This is a genomic window from Palleronia rufa (genome assembly GCF_000743715.1).
GTDB lineage: Bacteria > Pseudomonadota > Alphaproteobacteria > Rhodobacterales > Rhodobacteraceae > Palleronia > Palleronia rufa.
In genome coordinates this window covers 54,863-73,940 of record NZ_JQEY01000015.1, presented here as the reverse complement: position 1 = coordinate 73,940, position 19,078 = coordinate 54,863, and the positions used below count along the sequence as shown (strand labels likewise).

General features: G+C 66.6%; 18 protein-coding genes and 1 tRNA gene. 5 read left to right on the top strand and 14 right to left on the bottom strand.

Annotated elements, in window-relative coordinates:
* A partial coding sequence (locus KW83_RS21585; RefSeq protein WP_235191443.1) for an IS3 family transposase occupies positions 1–745 on the top strand: 745 nt, incomplete at its 5' end.
* Positions 746–800: 55 nt separating this feature from the next.
* The gene (locus KW83_RS15915; RefSeq protein ID WP_036180913.1) at positions 801–1,427 is read left to right on the top strand and encodes a hypothetical protein; all 627 of its coding nucleotides are present in this window, start codon (positions 801–803) and stop codon (positions 1,425–1,427) included.
* A 12-nt stretch (positions 1,428–1,439) separates the two neighbouring features.
* On the opposite strand, the gene KW83_RS15910 is transcribed toward KW83_RS15915, so the two are convergent.
* The 4 genes from KW83_RS15910 to KW83_RS15895 all read right to left on the bottom strand — a co-directional run bounded on the left by KW83_RS15910 (position 1,440) and on the right by KW83_RS15895 (position 4,629).
* Positions 1,440–2,342 carry a NaeI family type II restriction endonuclease gene (locus tag KW83_RS15910; RefSeq protein ID WP_036180911.1) on the bottom strand — a complete coding sequence of 301 codons (903 nt, stop codon included), beginning with the start codon at positions 2,340–2,342 and terminating at the stop codon, positions 1,440–1,442.
* A gap of 56 nt (positions 2,343–2,398) precedes the next feature.
* The gene (locus tag KW83_RS15905; RefSeq protein ID WP_036180910.1) at positions 2,399–3,355 is read right to left on the bottom strand and encodes a DNA cytosine methyltransferase; all 957 of its coding nucleotides are present in this window, start codon (positions 3,353–3,355) and stop codon (positions 2,399–2,401) included.
* A 270-nt stretch (positions 3,356–3,625) separates the two neighbouring features.
* A tRNA-Asn gene (locus KW83_RS15900) sits at positions 3,626–3,700 on the bottom strand.
* 59 nt (positions 3,701–3,759) lie between these two features.
* A complete protein-coding gene (locus KW83_RS15895) occupies positions 3,760–4,629 on the bottom strand; it encodes an MBL fold metallo-hydrolase (RefSeq protein WP_036180908.1) in 870 nt (289 codons plus the stop codon).
* 38 nt (positions 4,630–4,667) lie between these two features.
* On the opposite strand from KW83_RS15895, the gene KW83_RS15890 reads away from it, so the two are divergent.
* A complete protein-coding gene (locus KW83_RS15890) occupies positions 4,668–5,987 on the top strand; it encodes an ATP-binding protein (RefSeq protein WP_036180906.1) in 1,320 nt (439 codons plus the stop codon).
* Positions 5,988–6,085: 98 nt separating this feature from the next.
* Here the strand turns inward: KW83_RS15890 and KW83_RS15885 are convergent, their stop codons facing one another.
* Positions 6,086–6,787 carry an RlmE family RNA methyltransferase gene (locus KW83_RS15885; RefSeq protein WP_036180903.1) on the bottom strand — a complete coding sequence of 234 codons (702 nt, stop codon included), beginning with the start codon at positions 6,785–6,787 and terminating at the stop codon, positions 6,086–6,088.
* Between the two features lie 402 nt (positions 6,788–7,189).
* On the opposite strand from KW83_RS15885, the gene KW83_RS15880 reads away from it, so the two are divergent.
* Positions 7,190–7,804 (top strand): hypothetical protein, encoded by a 615-nt coding sequence (locus tag KW83_RS15880; protein WP_152563621.1) that lies wholly within the window; start codon positions 7,190–7,192, stop codon positions 7,802–7,804.
* Between the two features lie 176 nt (positions 7,805–7,980).
* Here KW83_RS15880 and KW83_RS15875 read toward each other — a convergent pair whose 3' ends face one another.
* From KW83_RS15875 to KW83_RS15865, 3 genes are all read right to left on the bottom strand, one after another.
* Complete coding sequence (locus KW83_RS15875) at positions 7,981–9,297, bottom strand: TRAP transporter large permease (RefSeq protein ID WP_036180897.1); 1,317 nt, start codon at positions 9,295–9,297, stop codon at positions 7,981–7,983.
* Positions 9,297–9,836: a TRAP transporter small permease subunit gene (locus KW83_RS15870; protein ID WP_036180947.1), complete on the bottom strand. Its 540-nt coding sequence runs from the start codon at positions 9,834–9,836 to the stop codon at positions 9,297–9,299. Before KW83_RS15870 ends, KW83_RS15875 begins: the two co-directional genes overlap by 1 nt.
* A gap of 127 nt (positions 9,837–9,963) precedes the next feature.
* Entirely contained in the window at positions 9,964–10,980 is a 1,017-nt protein-coding gene (locus KW83_RS15865) for a TRAP transporter substrate-binding protein (RefSeq protein ID WP_036180896.1), read from the bottom strand.
* Positions 10,981–11,090: 110 nt separating this feature from the next.
* Between KW83_RS15865 and dgoD the strand changes: the two genes are divergently transcribed.
* Complete coding sequence (gene dgoD / locus KW83_RS15860) at positions 11,091–12,239, top strand: galactonate dehydratase (protein WP_036180895.1); 1,149 nt, start codon at positions 11,091–11,093, stop codon at positions 12,237–12,239.
* Between the two features lie 100 nt (positions 12,240–12,339).
* Here dgoD and KW83_RS15855 read toward each other — a convergent pair whose 3' ends face one another.
* The 6 genes from KW83_RS15855 to KW83_RS15830 are packed head-to-tail and all read right to left on the bottom strand — an operon-like array spanning position 12,340 to position 18,940.
* The gene (locus tag KW83_RS15855; protein WP_036180893.1) at positions 12,340–12,861 is read right to left on the bottom strand and encodes a hypothetical protein; all 522 of its coding nucleotides are present in this window, start codon (positions 12,859–12,861) and stop codon (positions 12,340–12,342) included.
* On the bottom strand, positions 12,858–14,705 hold the full coding sequence (locus KW83_RS15850; RefSeq protein ID WP_051928580.1) for a glycoside hydrolase family 15 protein: 1,848 nt from the start codon (positions 14,703–14,705) through the stop codon (positions 12,858–12,860). Before KW83_RS15850 ends, KW83_RS15855 begins: the two co-directional genes overlap by 4 nt.
* Positions 14,702–16,366, bottom strand: coding sequence for a GMC family oxidoreductase (locus tag KW83_RS15845; RefSeq protein ID WP_036180944.1), 1,665 nt, complete (start codon positions 16,364–16,366; stop codon positions 14,702–14,704). The genes KW83_RS15850 and KW83_RS15845 overlap by 4 nt, the downstream gene beginning before the upstream one ends.
* The gene (locus tag KW83_RS15840; RefSeq protein WP_036180892.1) at positions 16,363–16,983 is read right to left on the bottom strand and encodes a gluconate 2-dehydrogenase subunit 3 family protein; all 621 of its coding nucleotides are present in this window, start codon (positions 16,981–16,983) and stop codon (positions 16,363–16,365) included. Before KW83_RS15840 ends, KW83_RS15845 begins: the two co-directional genes overlap by 4 nt.
* A complete protein-coding gene (locus KW83_RS15835; protein ID WP_051928579.1) occupies positions 16,980–17,927 on the bottom strand; it encodes a hypothetical protein in 948 nt (315 codons plus the stop codon). Before KW83_RS15835 ends, KW83_RS15840 begins: the two co-directional genes overlap by 4 nt.
* Complete coding sequence (locus tag KW83_RS15830; protein WP_051928578.1) at positions 17,924–18,940, bottom strand: SDR family oxidoreductase; 1,017 nt, start codon at positions 18,938–18,940, stop codon at positions 17,924–17,926. Before KW83_RS15830 ends, KW83_RS15835 begins: the two co-directional genes overlap by 4 nt.
* Between the last annotated feature and the right edge of the window lie 138 nt (positions 18,941–19,078).

The window sequence follows — 19,078 nt, the reverse complement described above, 5'->3', positions numbered from 1 at the left end:
CCTCTGTGCCGACCTCGGGATCGAGCATCGCCTCGCACCACCGATGCGGCCGCAAACCAACGGCATGGTGGAGCGCTTCAACGGGCGGATCGAGGACGTCCTGCAGAGTCATCGCTTCCGATCAGGCGAGGACCTTGAGCAGACGATCCTGCGCTATGTCCGCCTCTACAACGGCCAGCTCCCGCAATCCGTCCTGAAGGGCAGAACGCCTATCGACGCCCTCAAGGACTGGCATCGCCAAAAGCCAAGGCTCTTCAAAAAGCGGCCATACAATCAAGCGGGATCTGACAGCTATGTCTGGACCCGCGAAGGCTGGTTGTATCTGGCCGTAATCCTCGATCTGCATTCACGGCGTGTGATCGGCTGGGCCGTGAGCAACCGGATGAAACGCGACTTGGCGATCCGGGCGTTGAACATGGCCATAGCTTTTCGGGCGCCGCCCAAAGGCTGCATCCATCATACGGATCGCGGGTCGCAATATTGTTCACACGACTATCAGAAGCTTTTGCGCCAGCATGGCTTCAAGGTGTCGATGAGCGGCAAGGGCAATTGCTATGACAACGCCGCTGTCGAAACCTTCTTCAAGACGATCAAGGCCGAGCTGATCTGGCGCAGGTCATGGGAAACGCGGCGGCAAGCTGAAGTGGCGATCTTTGAATACATCAATGGCTTCTACAATCCGCGTCGCCGCCACTCAGCACTGGGCTGGAAAAGCCCCGTCGCATTCGAAAGAAAAGTGGCTTAAACGAGCACTTGGGGCGGCACGAAATCGCGACAGGTCCAGGTCCGAGAGCGAGGTCTTGCCGCTCGCGGCAGCCATATGTCTCGCTCGCCAATACCGCGCAGTCAGGCTCGACCTGATAGCCAAGGGCTTGGAAGCCGACGAAGGCCAAGACCCGAAGCCGACCGCAGCGAGGAGCCTCTCGGACTTCATGGCCTTCGAAGGCTATCCTCTACCTGAGGAATGGGCGCCGCAACTGAACCAGTTCTGGCACGAGGCAGCCGACGGGGCCTTCAACTCCGACAACCTCCTCAGGGTCGGCCCCCAAGACGTAGGAAGCATCATCCTAGAAATGGCGGAGGTCTACGAGAATGGCGCGAGTGACGCCCTTGAAGCGGTCCGCGAGTTCGCGACGTTTCGCCTTACTGTGGCAGCGTTCGAGTTGCACGTCCTCACCAAGACGGATTTGGGTGCGAAGGTGTGTGAGATGCCGCTGCCAAAGCTCGCGCGTGAGGCGAGTTGCATGAAGGACGTTAGCTTCGCTGAGCGACGTCGCGTAGTCTTAGAAGTGACGCAGCGGCTACGCTACGAACTGGAAGAGATGAAGATAGAGCGCACCGAGGTCTATGAAGAGGCGGGTTGCAGGCTCTTCTTCTTCAAAGCCGTCCACACCTGGGTCGAAAGCGAAGAGTTCCCGCCCCAGTGAATGATCTGCGGACTAAGGCAGCGCGTGACCGTGGCCCCGCGCTGTCTGCCTCTCGGCGGCGTCCTTCGGCGTGTAAGCCACGACGTCGCCGACCGGCAGGCCTAGGGCCTGCATTAAAGGCCGGTCAAACTCTTTCGTCAGAACGAGGATGCCCTCGCGCAGCAGGGTGTTGCGCGTGCCGTTGGGGCCGTCGGCCCTGATGCGCCGGGTTGGGTCCTTCTGCTTAGCGACGTCTTCGATGGTAGCCCGCGTTATCGGCACGCCCTGAACCGCTCGGAACAGTCGCTTCATCCGCTCGTTCCCAGACTTGCCAGCCATGATGAGGTCCGCCTGCGCGTCGGTCATGCCCCGCCAGAAGTTCGGCGGGTATGGTTGAGACTGGTATAGCCACAGGATGTTCTCCCAGGCGTCCGCGCGAAGGCTCGTCTTCTTGTCCTGGTTCTGGCCGCCGCGGAGATATTCGGGCCGCGCGACGACCAAGCCGAGATAGCATAGCGAGGTCTTCTCGTCTGCCGCGCTCAATATGAGCGGGTGCCCGACTGCCTCGCCGGGTATCATCCAGCCCGAGCCCATCGTGTGCTTGATGTCGACCTCGTGGCCGCAGAGCCGCGTGTCTAGCTTCTGCCCGCGCGGGAGTTCGAGCTCTGCCCGTAGCATCATCTCGACCAACATGCCTATGTATGTCCGCTCGACCTTCTCTAGCTGCGCGTAGCTCCGCCGGCCGGTCAGCGGCGTCCGGATCACGCCGTCTATCTCGACCCTGTAGAGCGGTGGGAGTATCTCTACGAGCGGCCCCGGCACCTGCGGGCGCTTTCGAGACGTGGCACGGCGTTCGAGGTCGGTAGCTATGTCGGACAGCAGGACATGGTCTCGGTGGCCTGGCACGACCACGCTCGGGGGAATCTTCTTCTTCAACGACTTACACCGGGAGCTTCACTCCCGGCGATTGTCGCAGGCGGTGCGTCTGTTGTCTAGATGGCCTTGAGCAACGGCCGCGACTTGAGCGCTGCGGAGACCTGCTCGGCGACGGCGCGCGCCACGGGCGGTGGGAAGGCGTTGCCGACCTGGCGGTAGGCGTTCGTCTTGCGTCCGGTGAAGTGCCAATCGTCGGGGAAGCCCTGTATGCGCGCCACCATTGGGACCGTTAGCCGAGGCATCCCGACGAAGTCCGGGTCCGGGGCCTCCTCCGCGATGGTCTTGCCGTTCACGCCGAGGGTCTCCCAGGCGCGCCGGGCACGGGTCGGCCCCAGGTCTGGGCCGCCGTGCTTCTTGGACCCGCCGACGATGGTGGGCGCAATCTCGTCCGCCCGGTGGCTCCAGGCGTCGACGCCGCGCCACCCCCGGGCGGCCATCATGTCGTGGAGCGTCTGGCCGACCGTTGGCGGGTTCTGGTGCCGCTCCTCCGGCCACTCGAACCGGTCCGAGACCTCGCGCCGCACCGCGACGATCACGACGCGGGGGCGGAGCTGCGGGACGCCGAAGTGCGAGGCGTTCAGGAGGCGCCAGTCCGTCTCGTAGCCGAGTGCTTTGAGCTGGCGCTTGAGACCCTCCCGGTAGTCGTGGAAGACGGCGTCGAGGAAGCCGCGGACGTTCTCGATCATCACAGCCTTCGGTCGAACCGCGTCGATGACGTCGAGGGCATCGGGGAAGAGGTTGCGTTCGTCCAACGCCCCGAGCTGCTTCCCGGCCACGGAGAAGGGTGGGCACGGAAGGCCACCCGCCACGAGGTCGGCTCCCTTGAGCTTCGCGGCCCTGTCCTTGAATAGCTTGAGGTCGTCCTCTTCGACGGACCATTGCGGGCGGTTGTGACGTAGGGTGTTGCAGCAGTGGGCGTCCACCTCGACCAGGGCCTCGTGCTCGTAGCCCGCCTGTTCAAGTCCGAGCGCCTGACCGCCCGCGCCTGCGCATAGCTCCACCGACGTCAACATATAGCACTTCCTCCCGCGCTCGCCTCATTTCCTTGTGTAGACCGGGCGGGCGCCCGTGTCAGCACGATTCCTTTGTTCTATGATTGTTCTATACGTCAGGTTAACGTGACTCGTAAACCTGGCCGTGGCCCACGGAGGAGGTCATACGGCGACAGACGCCCCCGGACCCGGAGGATTGGCCGCGTTTGGCCCCGATGGGGCCACCGGGCCTGGACGAGAAAGGCGTCGGACCGATCGGGGTCGCAACGCCTTGTTCTGTATGGATTTTTTTGGCTCCGGCGGTAGGGATCGAACCTACGACCAATTGATTAACAGTCAACTGCTCTACCGCTGAGCTACGCCGGACCACTGACGAGGCGTATAGCAAGGCTCCTTCCTGCCTTCAAGGCGGTTCGGATCGGAAATCACGCCCGGTGGAAGGTGCTTTCGATGCCAATTGGTCGCGAGACTTGGACCAGATTTCTCGTTTCAAGATCAATGAGATGCGCCAGTACATTGCGGCTGGCTGCCGGCAGGAGCGCGGCCGGTGTATCCACGTAGATGCGGCGTGCGAGGTCGGCGGCGTCGCCGGCCTTCTGGCCGAGGCAGTGCAGGATTTCTGCCTCGCGGCTTTCGCGGTGTGCGATCAGCCAGTCGATGCGCGCCGCAGGGTCGCCGACGGGAGCGCCGTGGCCGGAATGGAGCACCCGCAGCGGCTCCGACCTCAGCCTTCGGCAGGACGCCATGAACTGCGTCAGATCGCCGTCCGGCGGCGACACCAGCGACGAGGCCCATCCCATCACCAGATCCCCGACGAAGCCCATGTCCCGCCACAGAAACGCCATGTGATTGCCGAAATGCCCCGGCGTCCACAGCGCGCGGATCGGGCCGTCCGCAGTGTCGATCATCGCACCGTCCTTCAGCATCTCATCCGGCACGAACCCCGCATCGACCCCCTCTCCACCGCCGATCCGGCCCAGTCCCTGCATCACCGGCGACCGTCCCGCCCCCGCATCGCCGTAGGCCAGAACGGGCGCTCCTGTCTCTCGCGACAGCGGCCCGGCCAGTGGCGAGTGGTCCAGATGCGCATGGGTCACCAGGATCCGTGCAACGGGTCGGCCCGCGCAGGCCGCCAGGATCGCCCGCAGATGCGCCGCATCCGCCGGACCGGGATCGATCACCGTCACCTCGGACGTTCCCAGGAGGTAGGTGTTCGTTCCCTCCGCGGTCATGGGCGACGGGTTCGGGGCCAGCACGCGCAGCACCCCCGGCTCAACCGGCTCGGGCCTGGTCATGGCTTTCTCCTTCGCGCTACGCGGCCTACATTGGCACCATGACATTCGGCTGGCTCAAGCGCTACGCACCTCGCTCACTCTATCTGCGGGCGACGCTGATCCTGCTGCTGCCGGTCGTGGCTCTGCAGATCGTGCTGTCCGTGGCTTTCGTCCAGCGCCTGTTCGAGGGGGTGACCGCACAGCTCACCACCGCCGTCACCCTAGAGATCGCCCAGATCCTGACCGTGATCGAAGCCGCCCCCTCCCCGAAGGCCGCGCGCGACGCGATCCTGCCCCTGGCGGATGCGCTGCAACTGAACGCGACCCTTCCGGACCCCGACCCGGTCCGGGGCATGGCGCGGCGCTTCTACGATCTTTCCGGGCGGCTGGTGATCCAGACCCTGACCGACGACCTGCCGGCGGTGCAGGGAATCGACCTGTCCACCGACGACGGCCGCGTGGACATGACCATTGCGACCCCCGCGGGTCCGCTCGGACTGGATCTCGACCGCGACCGGGTGTCGGTCGAGAACCCGCATCAGCTTCCGGTGATCATGCTCTCCACCGCGCTGCTGATGACACTGGTGTCCTACCTCTTTCTCAAGAACCAGCTCCGGCCCATCGCGCGGCTTGCCGAGGCCGCCACCGCCTTCGGACGCGGCCGCTCTGTTCCCTACAGCCCCAGCGGCGCCACCGAGGTCCGTATCGCAGGCGCCGCCTTTCTCGACATGCGCGGCCGGATCGAAAGGCAGATCGAACAGCGCACGACCATGCTCTCCGGAATCAGCCACGACCTGCGGACGCCTCTGACGCGTCTCAAGCTGGGGCTGGAGATGATCGACGACCCGGAATCCGCGCCCCTGCGCGCCGATGTCGAGGAAATGCGCCGTATGCTCGACGCCTTTCTGGAGTTTTCGCGCGACGGCGCACTGGACGATCCGGTCAAGACCGATCCGGCCGCAATATTGCAGGATGTGGCCGAGAAGGCCCGCCGCGCCGGCACGTTGGTCGAGCTTGGCCCCGTCCAGCTCGGCGCCGCCAGCCTGATCCGCCCCCTGGCCCTGTCCCGCGCGCTGGAAAACCTTGTCGGGAACGCCGCGCGCCATGGCACCCAAGTCCGCATATCGCTTGCCGCGACGCCTCGCGCGCTGGTCTTCTCCATAGAAGACGACGGCCCGGGCATACCCGAAGACCGGCGCGGGGAGGCCATGCGCGCCTTTACGCAGCTCGATTCCGCACGCAACCAGAACTTCGGCGCGGGCGTCGGGCTGGGGCTGGCCATTGCGCTCGACGTGGCGCGACAGCACGGCGGGGCGCTGCGGCTCGACAAGTCCGACGCGCTGGGTGGCCTGCGGGCTGATCTCATCCTCGCACGGTGAGGACATGCGCGGAACCGGCGGCCGCAAGGCGATCGCTTCGGTCCGGAGACCCGCAGCGTCCGGTTCACGCACCATGCAGCGTGCAATACGGCCCGGCGTCAGCCGCGGAACCCCTGTGCCACGACGAACTTTTCCGAAGAATCCGACCGGCTGGCCGGCGGTTTGACGTTGGCCACGGATTTGAACCGCCGCTTCAATTCGGCCTGGAGGCTGTCCTCTGCCCCGCCCTGAAGCACCTTGGCCACGAATGTTCCGCCCGGCTGCAGAACGTCGAAGGCCAGATGGGCCGCCGCCTCGCACAGTGCCACGATTCGAAGGTGATCCGTCGCCTTGTGCCCGGAAGATGACGCCGCCATGTCCGACATGACCACATCCGCAGGACCGTCAAGCCAGGACTTCACTTGTTCGTCGGCCCCGTCCGCCATGAAGTCGAGCTGGTGGATCTCGGCGCCCGCGATCGGCTCGACCTCCTGCAGGTCGACCCCGAGCACATGGCCGCGGGCCTTGCCGGACCGCTCTCCCAAGGCGTTGACCCGCGACACCGCCACCTGACACCATCCCCCCGGCGCACAGCCCAGATCGACCACCCGCGCGCCGGGAACGAGGAACCGGTACTTCTCGTCCAGCTCCAGGATCTTGAACGCCGCCCGCCCGCGGAATCCCTCGTCCCGGGCCCGCTTCACATAGGGGTCGTTCAACTGCCGCTGCAGCCACCGGGTCGAGCTCAGCTTTCGCCCCCTGGCGGTCTTGACCTTGACCGTAAGATCGCGCTGACCGCGCCCGCTCGTGTTCTTCGCCATCGCACCACCCTTTGTCTGTCACTTACGCGCGCATCGTCCGACCGCAAGGCCCCGTACCGCCCCGCCGGAGGGTTCGTTCGGTCCGCGCCCTTGTTCCGCCCCGGTCTCGGGCGCCCCAGGGCGCGACGGACGACATCGTTCCAGCGCGCCGCAGGACCTGCAATTCGGCGGGAAACTGCCGTTCCGTCTAGGCGGCATACTCGACGCGGCTGGACGACGGTTTGTGATTTGCGCGACGGCCCGCGGCAAGGAACACTGCGCGGCATGAATGTCCCTTCCGTCTTTCTTTCGAGCGCCGCGGCGCTTTGTCTTGCCGCTCCCGCCGTCGGGCAATCCCTTCCGCCCGGGGTGCGCGGACACTGGGACGTGTCGTCCGAGGCGTGCAAGGCGCCCGGAACGTCGATGACCCAGGTCGACATCGCCGCCGACAGGATCGACACCTATGGGGGCGACGCGATCGTGAGAGAGGTCGACCGGTCCGGCCCGGTCACTTTCGTCGCGGCGGACTTTCTGCAACGGGAAGGCATCGCCGAACCGGGTACGCTCGAACGTACATATTTCCGCCTGACACAGCGCGACGGGCCGGATCGGCTGAACCTGATATGGAAGGACGTCCAGACGGTCGATCTGGTCCGCTGCGCCCCTGATCCCGGCGGTTCCGCAAACGCGCCCCACCCCGAAGACCCGCTTGGGGAATATGCCGGCGCCTTGCCCATCCCGACCGGGTTCTGGGTCGCTGCCGGCGACGATTGCGAAGATCCCGCCAACGCATCGTGGCGCGTCTATGACGGGATCGGCCTTTTCGGCGCGCAGAGCCGGAGTTGCAGGATCGTCGACGTAGCGCCGGACGGCACCCGCTACGTCATCGAGCAGACCTGCACCGCCACCTACGACGGGAGCGAACGGACCTTCCGCGATACCGTGGAGGTCCAGGCGCCCCGCAGGTTCGGCCTGATCGAAGACGGCGACTCCACGATGCAGGATTTCAACTGGTGCAGTCCGCGGCTTCGGCCCTGACCCGCTCGGGCCGTTGCGCCCCCCCCGGCTACCGGTACCCATGCGGCGTCGAAACACCCGTTCCGATGGGTCCCGGGATGGCGCAGGAAACCTCCGATCCCGAAGAACGTCGCGCCGGGACGGCGCGGAACCCCTGCTGTCTGCGTCCGGTCGCAAAGCGGGACGGCCGAAAGACGCTACCCTCCCGCAAGACCGGGAAAGATGATCAATATCGCCAGCGCCAGGACCTGCATGGCGATGAAGGGCAGCAGCGCGCGGAAGATGATCCCAAGGCTGATGTCGGGCGGGGCCACGGACTTGAGGTAGAACGCCGCCGGTCCGAAAGGCGGCGACAGGAAACTGACCTGCATGTTCATGGCGAACACCACGCCGAACCAGACCGGATCATAGCCCAGTTCGCGCACGATGGGCACGAAGATCGGCATGGTCAGCAGCGCGATCCCGACCCAGTCCAGAAACATCCCCAGAACGAACAGGATCGCCATCATGAACAGAAGAACGACGGTCCGGTTGTCGGATATGCCGGTGATCAGCGCGGTCACGAAATCGATGCCGCCCATGAGGTTGAAGACCCCCACCAACGCCGACGCGCCGATGCCGATCCAGACGATCATCCCCACCGTCTGCAAGGTGCGCATGCACGCGCCCCTTACCAGATCGAAGGTAAGCTCGCCCCGCACGAGGGTCGAGATCAGCACGCCCATGACCCCCACCGCCGACGCTTCGGTGACCGAGGCGATGCCGCCGTAGATCGACCCCATCACGGCGATCACCACCAGGATCGGCAGGATCAGACCCTTCATGAGCCGGATCTTGTCCGCGTTGGGCATCGGCGGACCCTCGATCGCCGGAGCGGCGCCCGGCGTCAGATAACCGCGCGCGACCACGTAGATCGCGTAGAAGCTGGCCAGCATCAGACCCGGGATGAACGCGGACAAGAACAGGTCCCCGATCGAGACATTGGCCGAAAGACCGTAGATGATCAGCACGATGGACGGCGGCACCATGGTCCCCAAAGCCCCGCCCGCGCAGACCACGCCGATGGCAAGATCCCGGTCGTACCCCAGGCGCAGCATCTGCGGCAGGGCGATCAGCCCCAGAAGCACGATTTCACCGCCGATGATCCCGGACATCGCCGCCAGGATCACCGCCACCACGATGGTCTGGATACCGACGCCCCCTTTCAGCCGCCCGCCCACCAGGCGCATCGCGTCGAACAGGTCGCGCGCGATCCCTGACCGGTCCAGGATCGCCGCCATCAGCACGAACATCGGCACGCTGACGAACACGAAGGACGAGACGAAGGAATAGACCCGGCTGGTGATCAACGGCACCGCCATGGGTCCGAAGAACCCGAGTGCGAAGATCAGCGCGACAAGCAGCGTGACGAAGGCCAGCGGGATGCCGGTGACCAGCAGCACCAGCAACATCCCGAACATCCACAGCGTCGCCGTCTCGATCGGCATCCCCTGGAGCGATCCGAAAAGCTCCATCAGCGGCGCCCGCGGGCGTGGTTCCAGGCAAGCACCAGGAACTGCAGTGTAAGGACTCCCATCACCAGCATCAGAAAGATCTTCAGCAGCCCCGGATAGACCGGATCCCAGGCCGAACCGGAGCTTTCCAGCCGGATCGACCCGTCCGGCCGGAACGCCGCGCGCTCTACCATCAGCCAGGCGGCATAGGCGAAAAAGGCCGAGGCCAGCGCGCAGACGATCGAGATGACGATGTCGAACACCCGCCTGATCGCCGGCGGGACCGCGTCGTAGATCAGCACCACGCGGATATGCTCGTCCCGCGCGGCGCAGAACAGACCGCCGTAGACAAAAGCGATACCGCTGAGGAACACGGTCGTCTCATGCGCCCAGATCGTCGGCGAATTGAACACGTAGCGCAGCACCACTTCCTGGATCAGGATCAGCATGGCAAGGAAGATGCCCGCGGCGAACAGATAGCCGCCCCGGTCGATCACCCGCCCCAACAATCCCGCGGCGCGTACCGGACCCGCCTCCGCATGCGGCGGACCCTCTGCCATGCCCTGCTCTTCCGGGATGGTTTCGTGCTTTCTCCCCGCCTCGGGGTCATCGATTCCGGCCATACCTCACCTCGACGCGGCTTTGCCCGTGCCGGGCCCCGGGCGTGCCGGGGCCCGACGGATGCGGTCAGTTGCCCAGCAGACCGGCCTCCTGGAGATAGGCGGTCAGCGTGTCATAGACCTTCTGCGCGTTCTCCGACTTCGCGGCGACCTTCTCCCATTCGCCGGTGGCGATCTCGCGGAACTTGGCCCGCTCCTCGTCCGACCAGTCGTGCACCGTGATGTCGGGGTTGCTCTTCGCCTCCTCCACGGCGGCCTCGTCCGCCTTTTTCAGCGCGGCCACCTGGTTGCGGCTGAACTCCTGCACCGACTCGGTCAGCGCTGCCTTGTTCTCATCGCTGAGCGCGTCCCACTTGGCCTTGTTCATGGAGATCTCGACCAGCGGCATCGAGTGGAAGCCGGGATAGACCGGATGTTCGGCCACATCATGCAGGCCCTGCGCCTGGTTGGTCGAGAAGACCGAGTAATCGGCCGCGTCGATCACGCCCTTGTCGAGCGAGGTGAACACCTCGGATCCCGGCAGGTTGACCGGCGAGGCTCCGGCGGCGGCAAAGACCTGCTGCACCAGCCCCTCCGGCGCGCGCATCTTGAGGCCCTGCAGATCGTCCACGCCGTCCAGCGGCACGTCCGAGACGAAGGCTTCCAGTCCCGGGGTCGTCGCGCCGATGAACTGCAGACCGTAGGGATTGAGCAATTCGTTCATCAACTCCTTGCCTCCCCCCTCTTCCATGAAGGTGAACATCTCTTCGGGGTCGGACCAGGCGCCCACCGGGTTGGCGATCAGGCCGAAGGCGGCATCCTTGCCCGCGAAATACGATGTGTCGGTCACGTGGCCGTCCAGAATTCCGGCGGCAATGGCATCCTGCGTCTCGTTATGGGCGACGATGGAATCGACGGGCAGCAGATCGATGGTGATCTCACCATCGGTTTTCTCGCTGACGGAATCCGCCCATTGCTGCTGCAACTCGAAGTTCGGGTTCCCCGATGGATCCGACGACTGGAACTTCAACGTCTGCTCCTGCGCCAGCGCGGTCGTCCCCGCAAGCGCGAGCGCGCCCAGCAGTCCGGCTTTCAGATATGTCATGGTACTCCTCCCAGATAGATTTTGACCTCTGATCATTGCCTGATCACATATGGATCCGACATCAAGCCCCCAGACGATAACATCCTTGCCCAAGGGAAGGTCCAACGCCGATGAAAATCACGCGCATGACCACCTATCAGGTGCCGCCCCGCTGGCTGTTTCTGAAGATCGAGACCGACGACGGCATCACCGGCTGGGGTGAACCGGTGGTCGAAGGCCGCGCGGCCACCGTGCGCGCGGCGGTCGCGGAACTGTCCGACTACCTGATCGGCACCGATCCGTCCCGGATCGAGGATCACTGGCAGGTGATGTATCGCGGCGGTTTCTATCGCGGCGGGCCGGTGCTGATGAGCGCGATCGCGGGCATCGACCAGGCGCTCTGGGACATCAAGGGCAAGGCGGCGGGGCTGCCTGTCCATCAGCTTCTGGGCGGCCCCTGCCGAGACAGGATCCGGGTCTATTCCTGGGTCGGTGGCGACCGGCCGCAGGACGCGCTCGATCAGGCACGCGAAAACGTGGCGCTTGGCTTCACCGCGCTGAAGATGAACGCCACGGCCGAGATGCAGATCGTCGACAGCCACGCGGCCATCGACCGGGCGGTCGCCGGGATCGCCGCCATGCGCGAGGCGGTCGGGCCGGACGTGGGACTTGCCGTGGATTTCCACGGCCGGGTGCAGCGGCCCATGGCGCGGGTGCTTCTGCGTGAGCTTGATCCGTTGCGCCTGTTGTTCGTCGAGGAACCCGTTCTGCCCGACCAGATCGACGCCCTGCCCGCCCTGACCGCCGGGCTTGCCACTCCCATCGCGCTGGGCGAACGGCTGTATTCCCGCTGGGATTTCCGGCCCGTTCTGGAAGGCCGCGCGGTGGATATCGTGCAGCCCGACCTGTCCCACGCAGGCGGCATCACCGAATGCCGCAAGATCGCCGCGATGGCCGAAGCCTACGACGTCGCACTGGCTCCGCATTGTCCGCTGGGCCCCATCGCCCTTGCCGCGTCGCTGCAGGTCGATGCCGTGGCCCACAATGCCTTCATCCAGGAGCAGAGCCTGGGGATCCACTACAATGCCGCTGCGGACATCCTCGACTATCTGGTGGATGCGTCGGTGTTCGACTACGGCGATGGCATGGTTGCCATTCCCACCGCCCCGGGGCTGGGCATCGAAGTGGACGAAACCGCCGTGGCACGCGCCGCGGAAACCGGCCATGCGTGGCGCAATCCGGTCTGGCGGCATCGCGACGGAAGCGTCGCTGAATGGTGACGGGCCGCATTTCTCCCCGGGGCCAACCGGGCTGACCCAGCGGCGCCATCCGACACGCCGACCTCACGTTTCTCACGCCTTTGCGGATGGGCTGGCCCGCTCATGACGCGATGGCCGCCCCGTAGCCCAACCCCATCACCGCCCCGTAAACGGCCTGCGCGCCCAGTGTCACGACAGGGGTGGCGCGGCCGTAATTCAGCCCGAAGGCGCCCGGTGGCTCGATCCGGCCGAGATCCTGCATCGTGTCGTAATCGCTGGCCAGTCGCGGATGAACGAGAGGCAGAACGGTGAGAAACACGGTCACCAGAAAGGCCCCGTGACCGAGCCCCGCCAGAAAGCCGATGCCGGTCAACGCCCACAGTCCCAGCCCGGCAAAACTGCCCAACATCAGCGCGTAGAGCAAGGCGAAGGCCCAGCCGCCAAGAAGATAGGCGACATAACCGACCACGATCGCGCGACGCCGGTCGCCGGTCAGGAACGTGCCGAACAGGAACGGCAGGCTCATCCGGGAGGCGCCGGCAAGCTGCGCGCCCTCCATCAACGTCGCCATGCCGGTGCTGGCGACCAGACCCCAGAGCACCCAGGCGGGCCAGTTCTGCAAGGCAAGCTCAAGCGCCGTCATCGGACCTCCTTGCCTGCGGCCCGCGCATCCCGCAGCGCCAGCAGCGCACCGATGAGACCCGCGTGCGAAAACCCTTGGGGGAAATTGCCAAGCTGCGCGCCGGTCTCCGGATCCAGTTCCTCGGCCATCAGGCCCAGATCGTTGGCCGTGCCGACAAGTGCCGCGATCCGCGCCTCTGCCGCGTCGAAATCGCCTTTCCGCGCCAGATAGTCGGCGGCCCAGAACCCGCAGGCGGTGAACGTCCCTTCGACGGAGTCCATGCCGTCCACGCCATCGGCGTAGCGCCGCATCTGCGCGCCGTGTCCCAGCCGCTCCTGCGTCCGCTCATAGGTGGCGACCATGCGCGGGTCGTTCGCGTCCAGAAATCCCAGCCGCGGCATAAGCAGAAGGCTCGCGTCCAGCCAGTCCCGCCCGTAGGCGCCCGAAAAGGCGCCCAGCCGGGGATTCCAGGCCCGCGCAAGGATGTTCTCGCGGATCGCGTCGCGCTCGCGTTGGTGATGCTCCGGGTCGGCGGCCACCGCACCGCGGCAGCAGAGGTCGCAATAAGCGTCGAGCGCGGCCCAGCACATCACCTTGGAATAGATGTTGTGACAGCGCGGCCCCGGCATTTCCCAGAGCCCTTCGTCGGGCAGCGACCAGTCCCGCGCGGCGGTATCCGCATAACCTCCGAGCCTCTGCGCCTCTGGCGTGGACAGGGTGCCGCCGTGATCCACAAAGGTGCGGGCCGCCCCGATGATCGATCCGTAGGCGTCGAGCTGGAGCTGCGGCTGGGCGGCGTTTCCGCGGTGGACCGGGCCGGAGCCGCGATAACCCTCAAGCGACTGGATTTCGTGCTGCGAGATGTCGGTCCGCCCGAACACGGTGTAGAAGGTATTCAGCCGCGGTGACGTCAGTTGCGTGGCGTGCAGGAGCCAGCGCAGGAATGCCGCGCCTTCGTCCATGCAACCCACGGCGACGAACGCGTTGAGGATGAAGGACGAATCGCGCAGCCAGCAAAAGCGGTAGTCCCAGTTCCGGCCGCCGCCGATCGCTTCGGGCAGGGATGTCGTGGCCGCTGCCAGGACTGCACCGGACATGCTGAAGGTCATCAGCCGCAAGGTCACCACCGACCGGATCAATGCGTGGCGGAACGGTCCGTCGTAGTCGATCTGCCGGGCAAAGCCGCGCCACCAGTCCAGCGTCGCCTCCAGATCCCGCTCAGGGCCCGCGCCTGACGGCGGGACGATGCCCGGCGTGCCGCGGGAGTAGGACAGGCAAAGCTGCCGCTTGTCCCCCTTCTGCAGCGTCTCGCGCCCGGTCAGCGTGCCTTGTGCGGTCTGCTCCAGCGGCACCCCGGATTGCAGCAGCATCCATTCGCGCCCGTCGCCCAGCCGCCACGCGCCGCGCCCGGCCCGCTGCAGGTGCGGAACGCGGGCCCCGTATCCCGGCCGGGGTGAGACGCTGACCGCCAGTTCGGGCGCGCCTTCGACCGCCTCCACCAGACGCAGCACCCGGCGCAAGGGCGCCAGCGCGCCGGACCCATCAAGAGGCAGCGGCATGAAGTCGGTGATCTCCAGGATCCCGCCATCGCAGGTGACGCGGGTCCGCAGCACGGCGGAGGTCTCGACATAGGAACGCTCGATCCGCGTCGGCGCTACAGATCCGACGAAGAAGCGTCCGCCCCGCTCACTGTCGAGCAGCGCCGCGAACACGGACCCGTCGTCGAAGTTCGGCAGGCACAGCCAATCAAGCGCGCCGTCGCGGGCGATAAGCGCGCCGGTCGCCGTGTCGCCGATCATCGCATAGTCGGCGATCGGCACATAGCCGCGGTCGCGCTCCGGCAGGATTGCTTCCGTGGCGTTCATATCGTCCCCTTCCGCCCCATCGCCACGATGCGGTCGCCGATCCGTGCGGCATTGGCCACGATGGTCAGCGCCGGATTGACGCCGCCGGCGGTGGGCATCAGGGATCCGTCGCAGATCCACAGGTTCGGGATCTCCCAGCTGCGCCCGTTTGCATCCGTCACCGAGGTTTCGGGATCGCTGCCCATCCGGCAACCGCCCATCAAATGTGCCGTGCTGGACGTCTCCAGCAGGTCATGCCCGCCGGCGGCCTGCAGCATTCGGGACATGAACCGCAGGGAATGGCGATAGAGCCGGCGGTCATTGTCGCAATAGCCAAAGGTGATGCGCGCGCGCGGCAGGCCGAAGCCATCCTTCTCGTCGCTCAGCGTCACCCTGTTGTCGGCCTGGGGCATCGTCTCGCCCACGATCTTCAGCCCCGCCATTCGGTTGTACCGGGCCATCCGCTCACGCAGGTCCAGCCCGAACGCGCCGGTCGCGGTGACCAGCGTGCCGGCGAAATCCCCAGGCAGCGGCCCCTGGCTCATGAAGGAATAGCCGCCGTGGAAATCGCGGGACGGATCGTCGTCGTCATAGTTCCAGTGCTCGCAGCACGCCATTGACGGCGGGCCCTTGTACCAGCGGATCTCCTCATCCATCTCCGCCCAGACGGCGTGGTTCGAATGGACCATCAGGTAGCGCCCCACCTGGTCCGATCCGTTGGCCAGGCCGTTCGGATAGCGGCCGCAGGCCGAGTTCAGAAGCAGCCGCGGCGTCTCGATCGAATAGCCCGCCACCACGACGTTGCGCGCCCTCTGGACATGCCATCCGCCGTCGCGGTGAAACTCCACGCCGGTGACGCGGCCGTCCGGCCCCGTATCGATGCGCCCCACCATCGCCAGATCGCGGATCTCCGCCCCTGCGGCCAGCGCGCGGGGGATGTAGGTGACAAGCATCGACTGCTTGGCATTGGTCGAGCAGCCGATCTTGCACATGCCCCGGTAAACGCAAGGCGGCGACTTGCCGCGCGGCGCCGACACGGTTGCCAGGGGCGTCGGGGCCCAGGCCACGCCCAGCGCCTCGGCGCCGCGGGCCAGAACCAGGCCGGCGGCGTTCACCTCATGCTCGCGGTATGGATAGCGGCCGCGCTTCGGACCCCACGGATAGGAGATCGGGCCGGAGATCGCCATCGCCCGCTCGGCCTCGGCGTAGTAGTGCCACATCTCGTGCCAATCGACCGGCCAGTCCACGGCATAGCCCAGCTTACTGCGGGACTTGAACCAGTCCGGACGGAACCGCAGCGACACCATCTGGAAATGCGTGGTGGAGCCGCCGACATTGCGGCCGGAATTGTTGGCGCCGAGCTCCAGCGGGTCGTCGCCGTCAGACACGCGCGGGTCCAGCCAGTAGAGCTTGTCCTGCTCGCGCTCGTCGGATGCGAAATCCGACAACGGGCGCCAGAACGGTCCGGCATCGAACATCACGACCGAATGACCTGCCTCGGCGAGTTTCGTGGCAAGCACCGCGCCGCCGCAGCCGGAACCGACAATGGCAAAATCGACCTCGTCGCCCAGCGCATGCTCGCGCATCGGGACCCAGCCCGAACGGCTGAACACATCGGGCGCGCGCCCGCCCGTGGCGCGGGGGCGGTCCTCTGCGACGTGTGAAACGGCGCCGGCGCTCATCGGTCCGGCCATTGGCCGTGCGGCGCTTCCCAAGGGTCGATCCGGTCGGTGCCGAGCCGCACGTAGCCGCGCGGCGAAGCCGGTCCGCCGTAGCCGATCTCGCTCATGCCCTGCGGCTGGCTGTAGTAGATCGACACAATGTGTTTCAGCGCCGTCTCGCGCAGAAAACGCTGCGCGGGCAGGCCATCCCATGCCGCGGGGTCTGCAAGATCGCCGCTGTCGACGGCCCTCAGGATGGCATTGGCGGCCGCCGCGTCCAGATCGGCGAAGCCGCGCCCGTGACGGGCCACGGCCTCCGCGTCGAGCGCGGCGAGACCCCGGCGCCATGCCGCGCCCGGTTCGGGCATGTCGGCGCGGCGCGTGCCGGTGCCGCGGCCCGCATGCAGATCGGCGTCGATGAAGGGGGCCATGGCCACCGGGTCGGTCCGCTCCGGCTGCGGCATCGCCCGTGCGCAGAGGGCGAGCAGCACGCGCCACTCGGTATCGCTGAAAAATCGGCGGGGCGGCGGGTCCATCCGGCCGCGCAGCACCCGCCGCGTCTGATCGTTGAAGGACGGCGTGTCCCATTTGTCCAGCACGTCGTAGCCGCGATAGGGTGCCGAGAAACGTTCGGTCATCGTCGATCCTCCGTGCCTTGCAACAGGTCCACCGCGGCAAGTCCGGCCAGCCCCAGCCCGGTAAAGCTGATCGGCGCCGGCGTCGGGGGGCCTACCAGCGCGTTCTGACGCCAGTTCGACCAGCCGCCCATGTTGCGGCCGACGCCGTAGATGTGGAACGCCGTGCCCAAAAGCCCCAGCGCGCCAACCGTCCCCAGAAGCGCCCGTGCGACCCGATCATCACGCCCGTCGGGATGCAGGGCCAGCGAGATCAGGGCGATCCCTGCGGCGGTCGGCACGGTGACGGGAAGGTACATGGCGGGGTTGTGGAATGCGCCACGGAAATGCAGCAGTGCTACCTCCGCCGTCTCGCCCAGCAGAAAGGCGCCCGTCAGCCCTGCCAGCGCGCGACCGTTCCGGCGGCCGTTCCGCGGCTGTGCGGCCAGCACCTCGGTCGACATGCCAAGAGCACCCGCCACAGCCAGCGCGCCCGGCGCGCCGATGGGCGCGGCGTAGAACAGGTTGTTCCAGCTGATCCCGCCGGGCCGTTTGGTGATGTTGTAGAGGTGAAAGCCGGTGCCGATCACGCCCGTCGCCAGGCTGACGATATGGGCCAAACGCGCGCCGCGTTCCCGTCCCCCCGATCCGGGCTCGGCCAGCGAGGCCGCGACAGACACGGCGGCCATGGTCGGGGCGACATACATCGCGCGGTTCTCGAACCCGCCGCGCAGATGCTCCAGCGCACTGTCGAACAGCACCGACGCGCCGAGGATGGCGGCGCCGTCGCGGGTCCGGCGGATGCTCTTTTGGTGGACCCCGGTTTCCGGCCGCGGCCGCATCGCGCGCCCGGCAAGGGCCGCGCCCGCCAGCGCGATCCCCAGGCCCACGACAACCCGGCCAAGCCCGGTATGGGGGCGACGGGTGCGCGGCGCGGTCGGCACCTCCCGATGGCTCGGCGCCCTCATGGCAGCCTTCGCGGTCGGTCCCGCGTCTGCTGTGGCCGTCTCAGGACCATGCCCACCAGCAGTCCGACGAGACCCAGGCCGCCCGCGATCACGAGCGCGTCGCGATGCTCGGACGCCCAGATCGCCGGCGACCGCTCGGTTGCCTGCCCGTCGAAACGGCCATGGGCGCCGGGATCGCCATCGACCGTGTCGTAGAGGTTGTCGGGCCGGTCCCGCAACCGTTCGTCGGTCAGTTGGCTCTCGAACGCCTTGCGCGCCACGTAGCGATCGCCGATGGACGGCGCGATCCTCTCGCTCATGATCGCCTTGAACGACGAAAAGCCCAGCCAGTACTCCCGGCGCGGTTTGTGAGCGGCGCGCCAGATGGCCTCTGCGATCGCTTCCGGCTGAAAGATCGGCGGGACCGGCATCTGCCGATAGCCCATCTTGTTGCGCGCCCAGTCGAATTGCGGGGTGTTGACACCGGGAAGCTGAACCGCCGTGATCCGCACGTTCGAACGGTCGTGGATCAGCTCGGACCGCAAGCTGTCGGTAAAGCCGACGATGGCGCTCTTCGCCGCGCAATAGGCCGACTGCAGCGGGATCGAGCGATAGGCCAGTGCCGAACCGACCTGCACGATCACCCCCCGGTCCCGCGCGCTCATCCGCCTGAGCGCGGCGAGCGTTCCGTGGACGGTGCCCAGATAAGTCACCTCGGTGACCCGGCGGTATTCGTCAGGCTCGGTGTCGATGACTCGCGCCAGAACCGTGACCATGGCGACGTTTATCCATATGTCGATGGGTCCGAACGCCTGTTCGGTCTTTTCAGCCGCGTCCTCGACGGCGGCGGCGTCGGCGACATCCAGCGGCAGCACCAGCGCCTGTCCCCCGGCGCGCCGGACTTCCTGCGCAGCGGCCTCCAGCCGTCTTCCTGAGCGCGCGATGAGCGCGATCCTCGCGCCGGGTGCGGCGAACCTGCGGGCGGTCGCGCGACCCACGCCGGCCGAGGCGCCGCTGATGACGATCGTGGGCATGTAACGAACCCCTCGAAACGCTCTCAACTCGGCGGCGCTGTCGTGCGCCGCATGTATTCGTAAAACCGTCGGCGGCACGACGGTTCCGCAGAACACAAGGCCTTGAAAGGACTTTCTGGCGATGCTTGGGAACCGACC

Coding starts and splice junctions, on each gene's coding strand:
- KW83_RS15905 (WP_036180910.1), bottom strand. CDS start 3,355: ATGTTGACGTCGGTGGAGCTATGCGCAGGCGCGGGCGGTCAGGCGCTC.
- KW83_RS15895 (WP_036180908.1), bottom strand. CDS start 4,629: ATGACCAGGCCCGAGCCGGTTGAGCCGGGGGTGCTGCGCGTGCTGGCC.
- KW83_RS15890 (WP_036180906.1), top strand. CDS start 4,668: ATGACATTCGGCTGGCTCAAGCGCTACGCACCTCGCTCACTCTATCTG.
- KW83_RS15885 (WP_036180903.1), bottom strand. CDS start 6,787: ATGGCGAAGAACACGAGCGGGCGCGGTCAGCGCGATCTTACGGTCAAG.
- KW83_RS15880 (WP_152563621.1), top strand. CDS start 7,190: ATGACCCAGGTCGACATCGCCGCCGACAGGATCGACACCTATGGGGGC.
- KW83_RS15875 (WP_036180897.1), bottom strand. CDS start 9,297: ATGGAGCTTTTCGGATCGCTCCAGGGGATGCCGATCGAGACGGCGACG.
- KW83_RS15870 (WP_036180947.1), bottom strand. CDS start 9,836: ATGGCAGAGGGTCCGCCGCATGCGGAGGCGGGTCCGGTACGCGCCGCG.
- KW83_RS15865 (WP_036180896.1), bottom strand. CDS start 10,980: ATGACATATCTGAAAGCCGGACTGCTGGGCGCGCTCGCGCTTGCGGGG.
- dgoD (WP_036180895.1), top strand. CDS start 11,091: ATGAAAATCACGCGCATGACCACCTATCAGGTGCCGCCCCGCTGGCTG.
- KW83_RS15855 (WP_036180893.1), bottom strand. CDS start 12,861: ATGACGGCGCTTGAGCTTGCCTTGCAGAACTGGCCCGCCTGGGTGCTC.
- KW83_RS15850 (WP_051928580.1), bottom strand. CDS start 14,705: ATGAACGCCACGGAAGCAATCCTGCCGGAGCGCGACCGCGGCTATGTG.
- KW83_RS15845 (WP_036180944.1), bottom strand. CDS start 16,366: ATGAGCGCCGGCGCCGTTTCACACGTCGCAGAGGACCGCCCCCGCGCC.
- KW83_RS15840 (WP_036180892.1), bottom strand. CDS start 16,983: ATGACCGAACGTTTCTCGGCACCCTATCGCGGCTACGACGTGCTGGAC.
- KW83_RS15835 (WP_051928579.1), bottom strand. CDS start 17,927: ATGAGGGCGCCGAGCCATCGGGAGGTGCCGACCGCGCCGCGCACCCGT.
- KW83_RS15830 (WP_051928578.1), bottom strand. CDS start 18,940: ATGCCCACGATCGTCATCAGCGGCGCCTCGGCCGGCGTGGGTCGCGCG.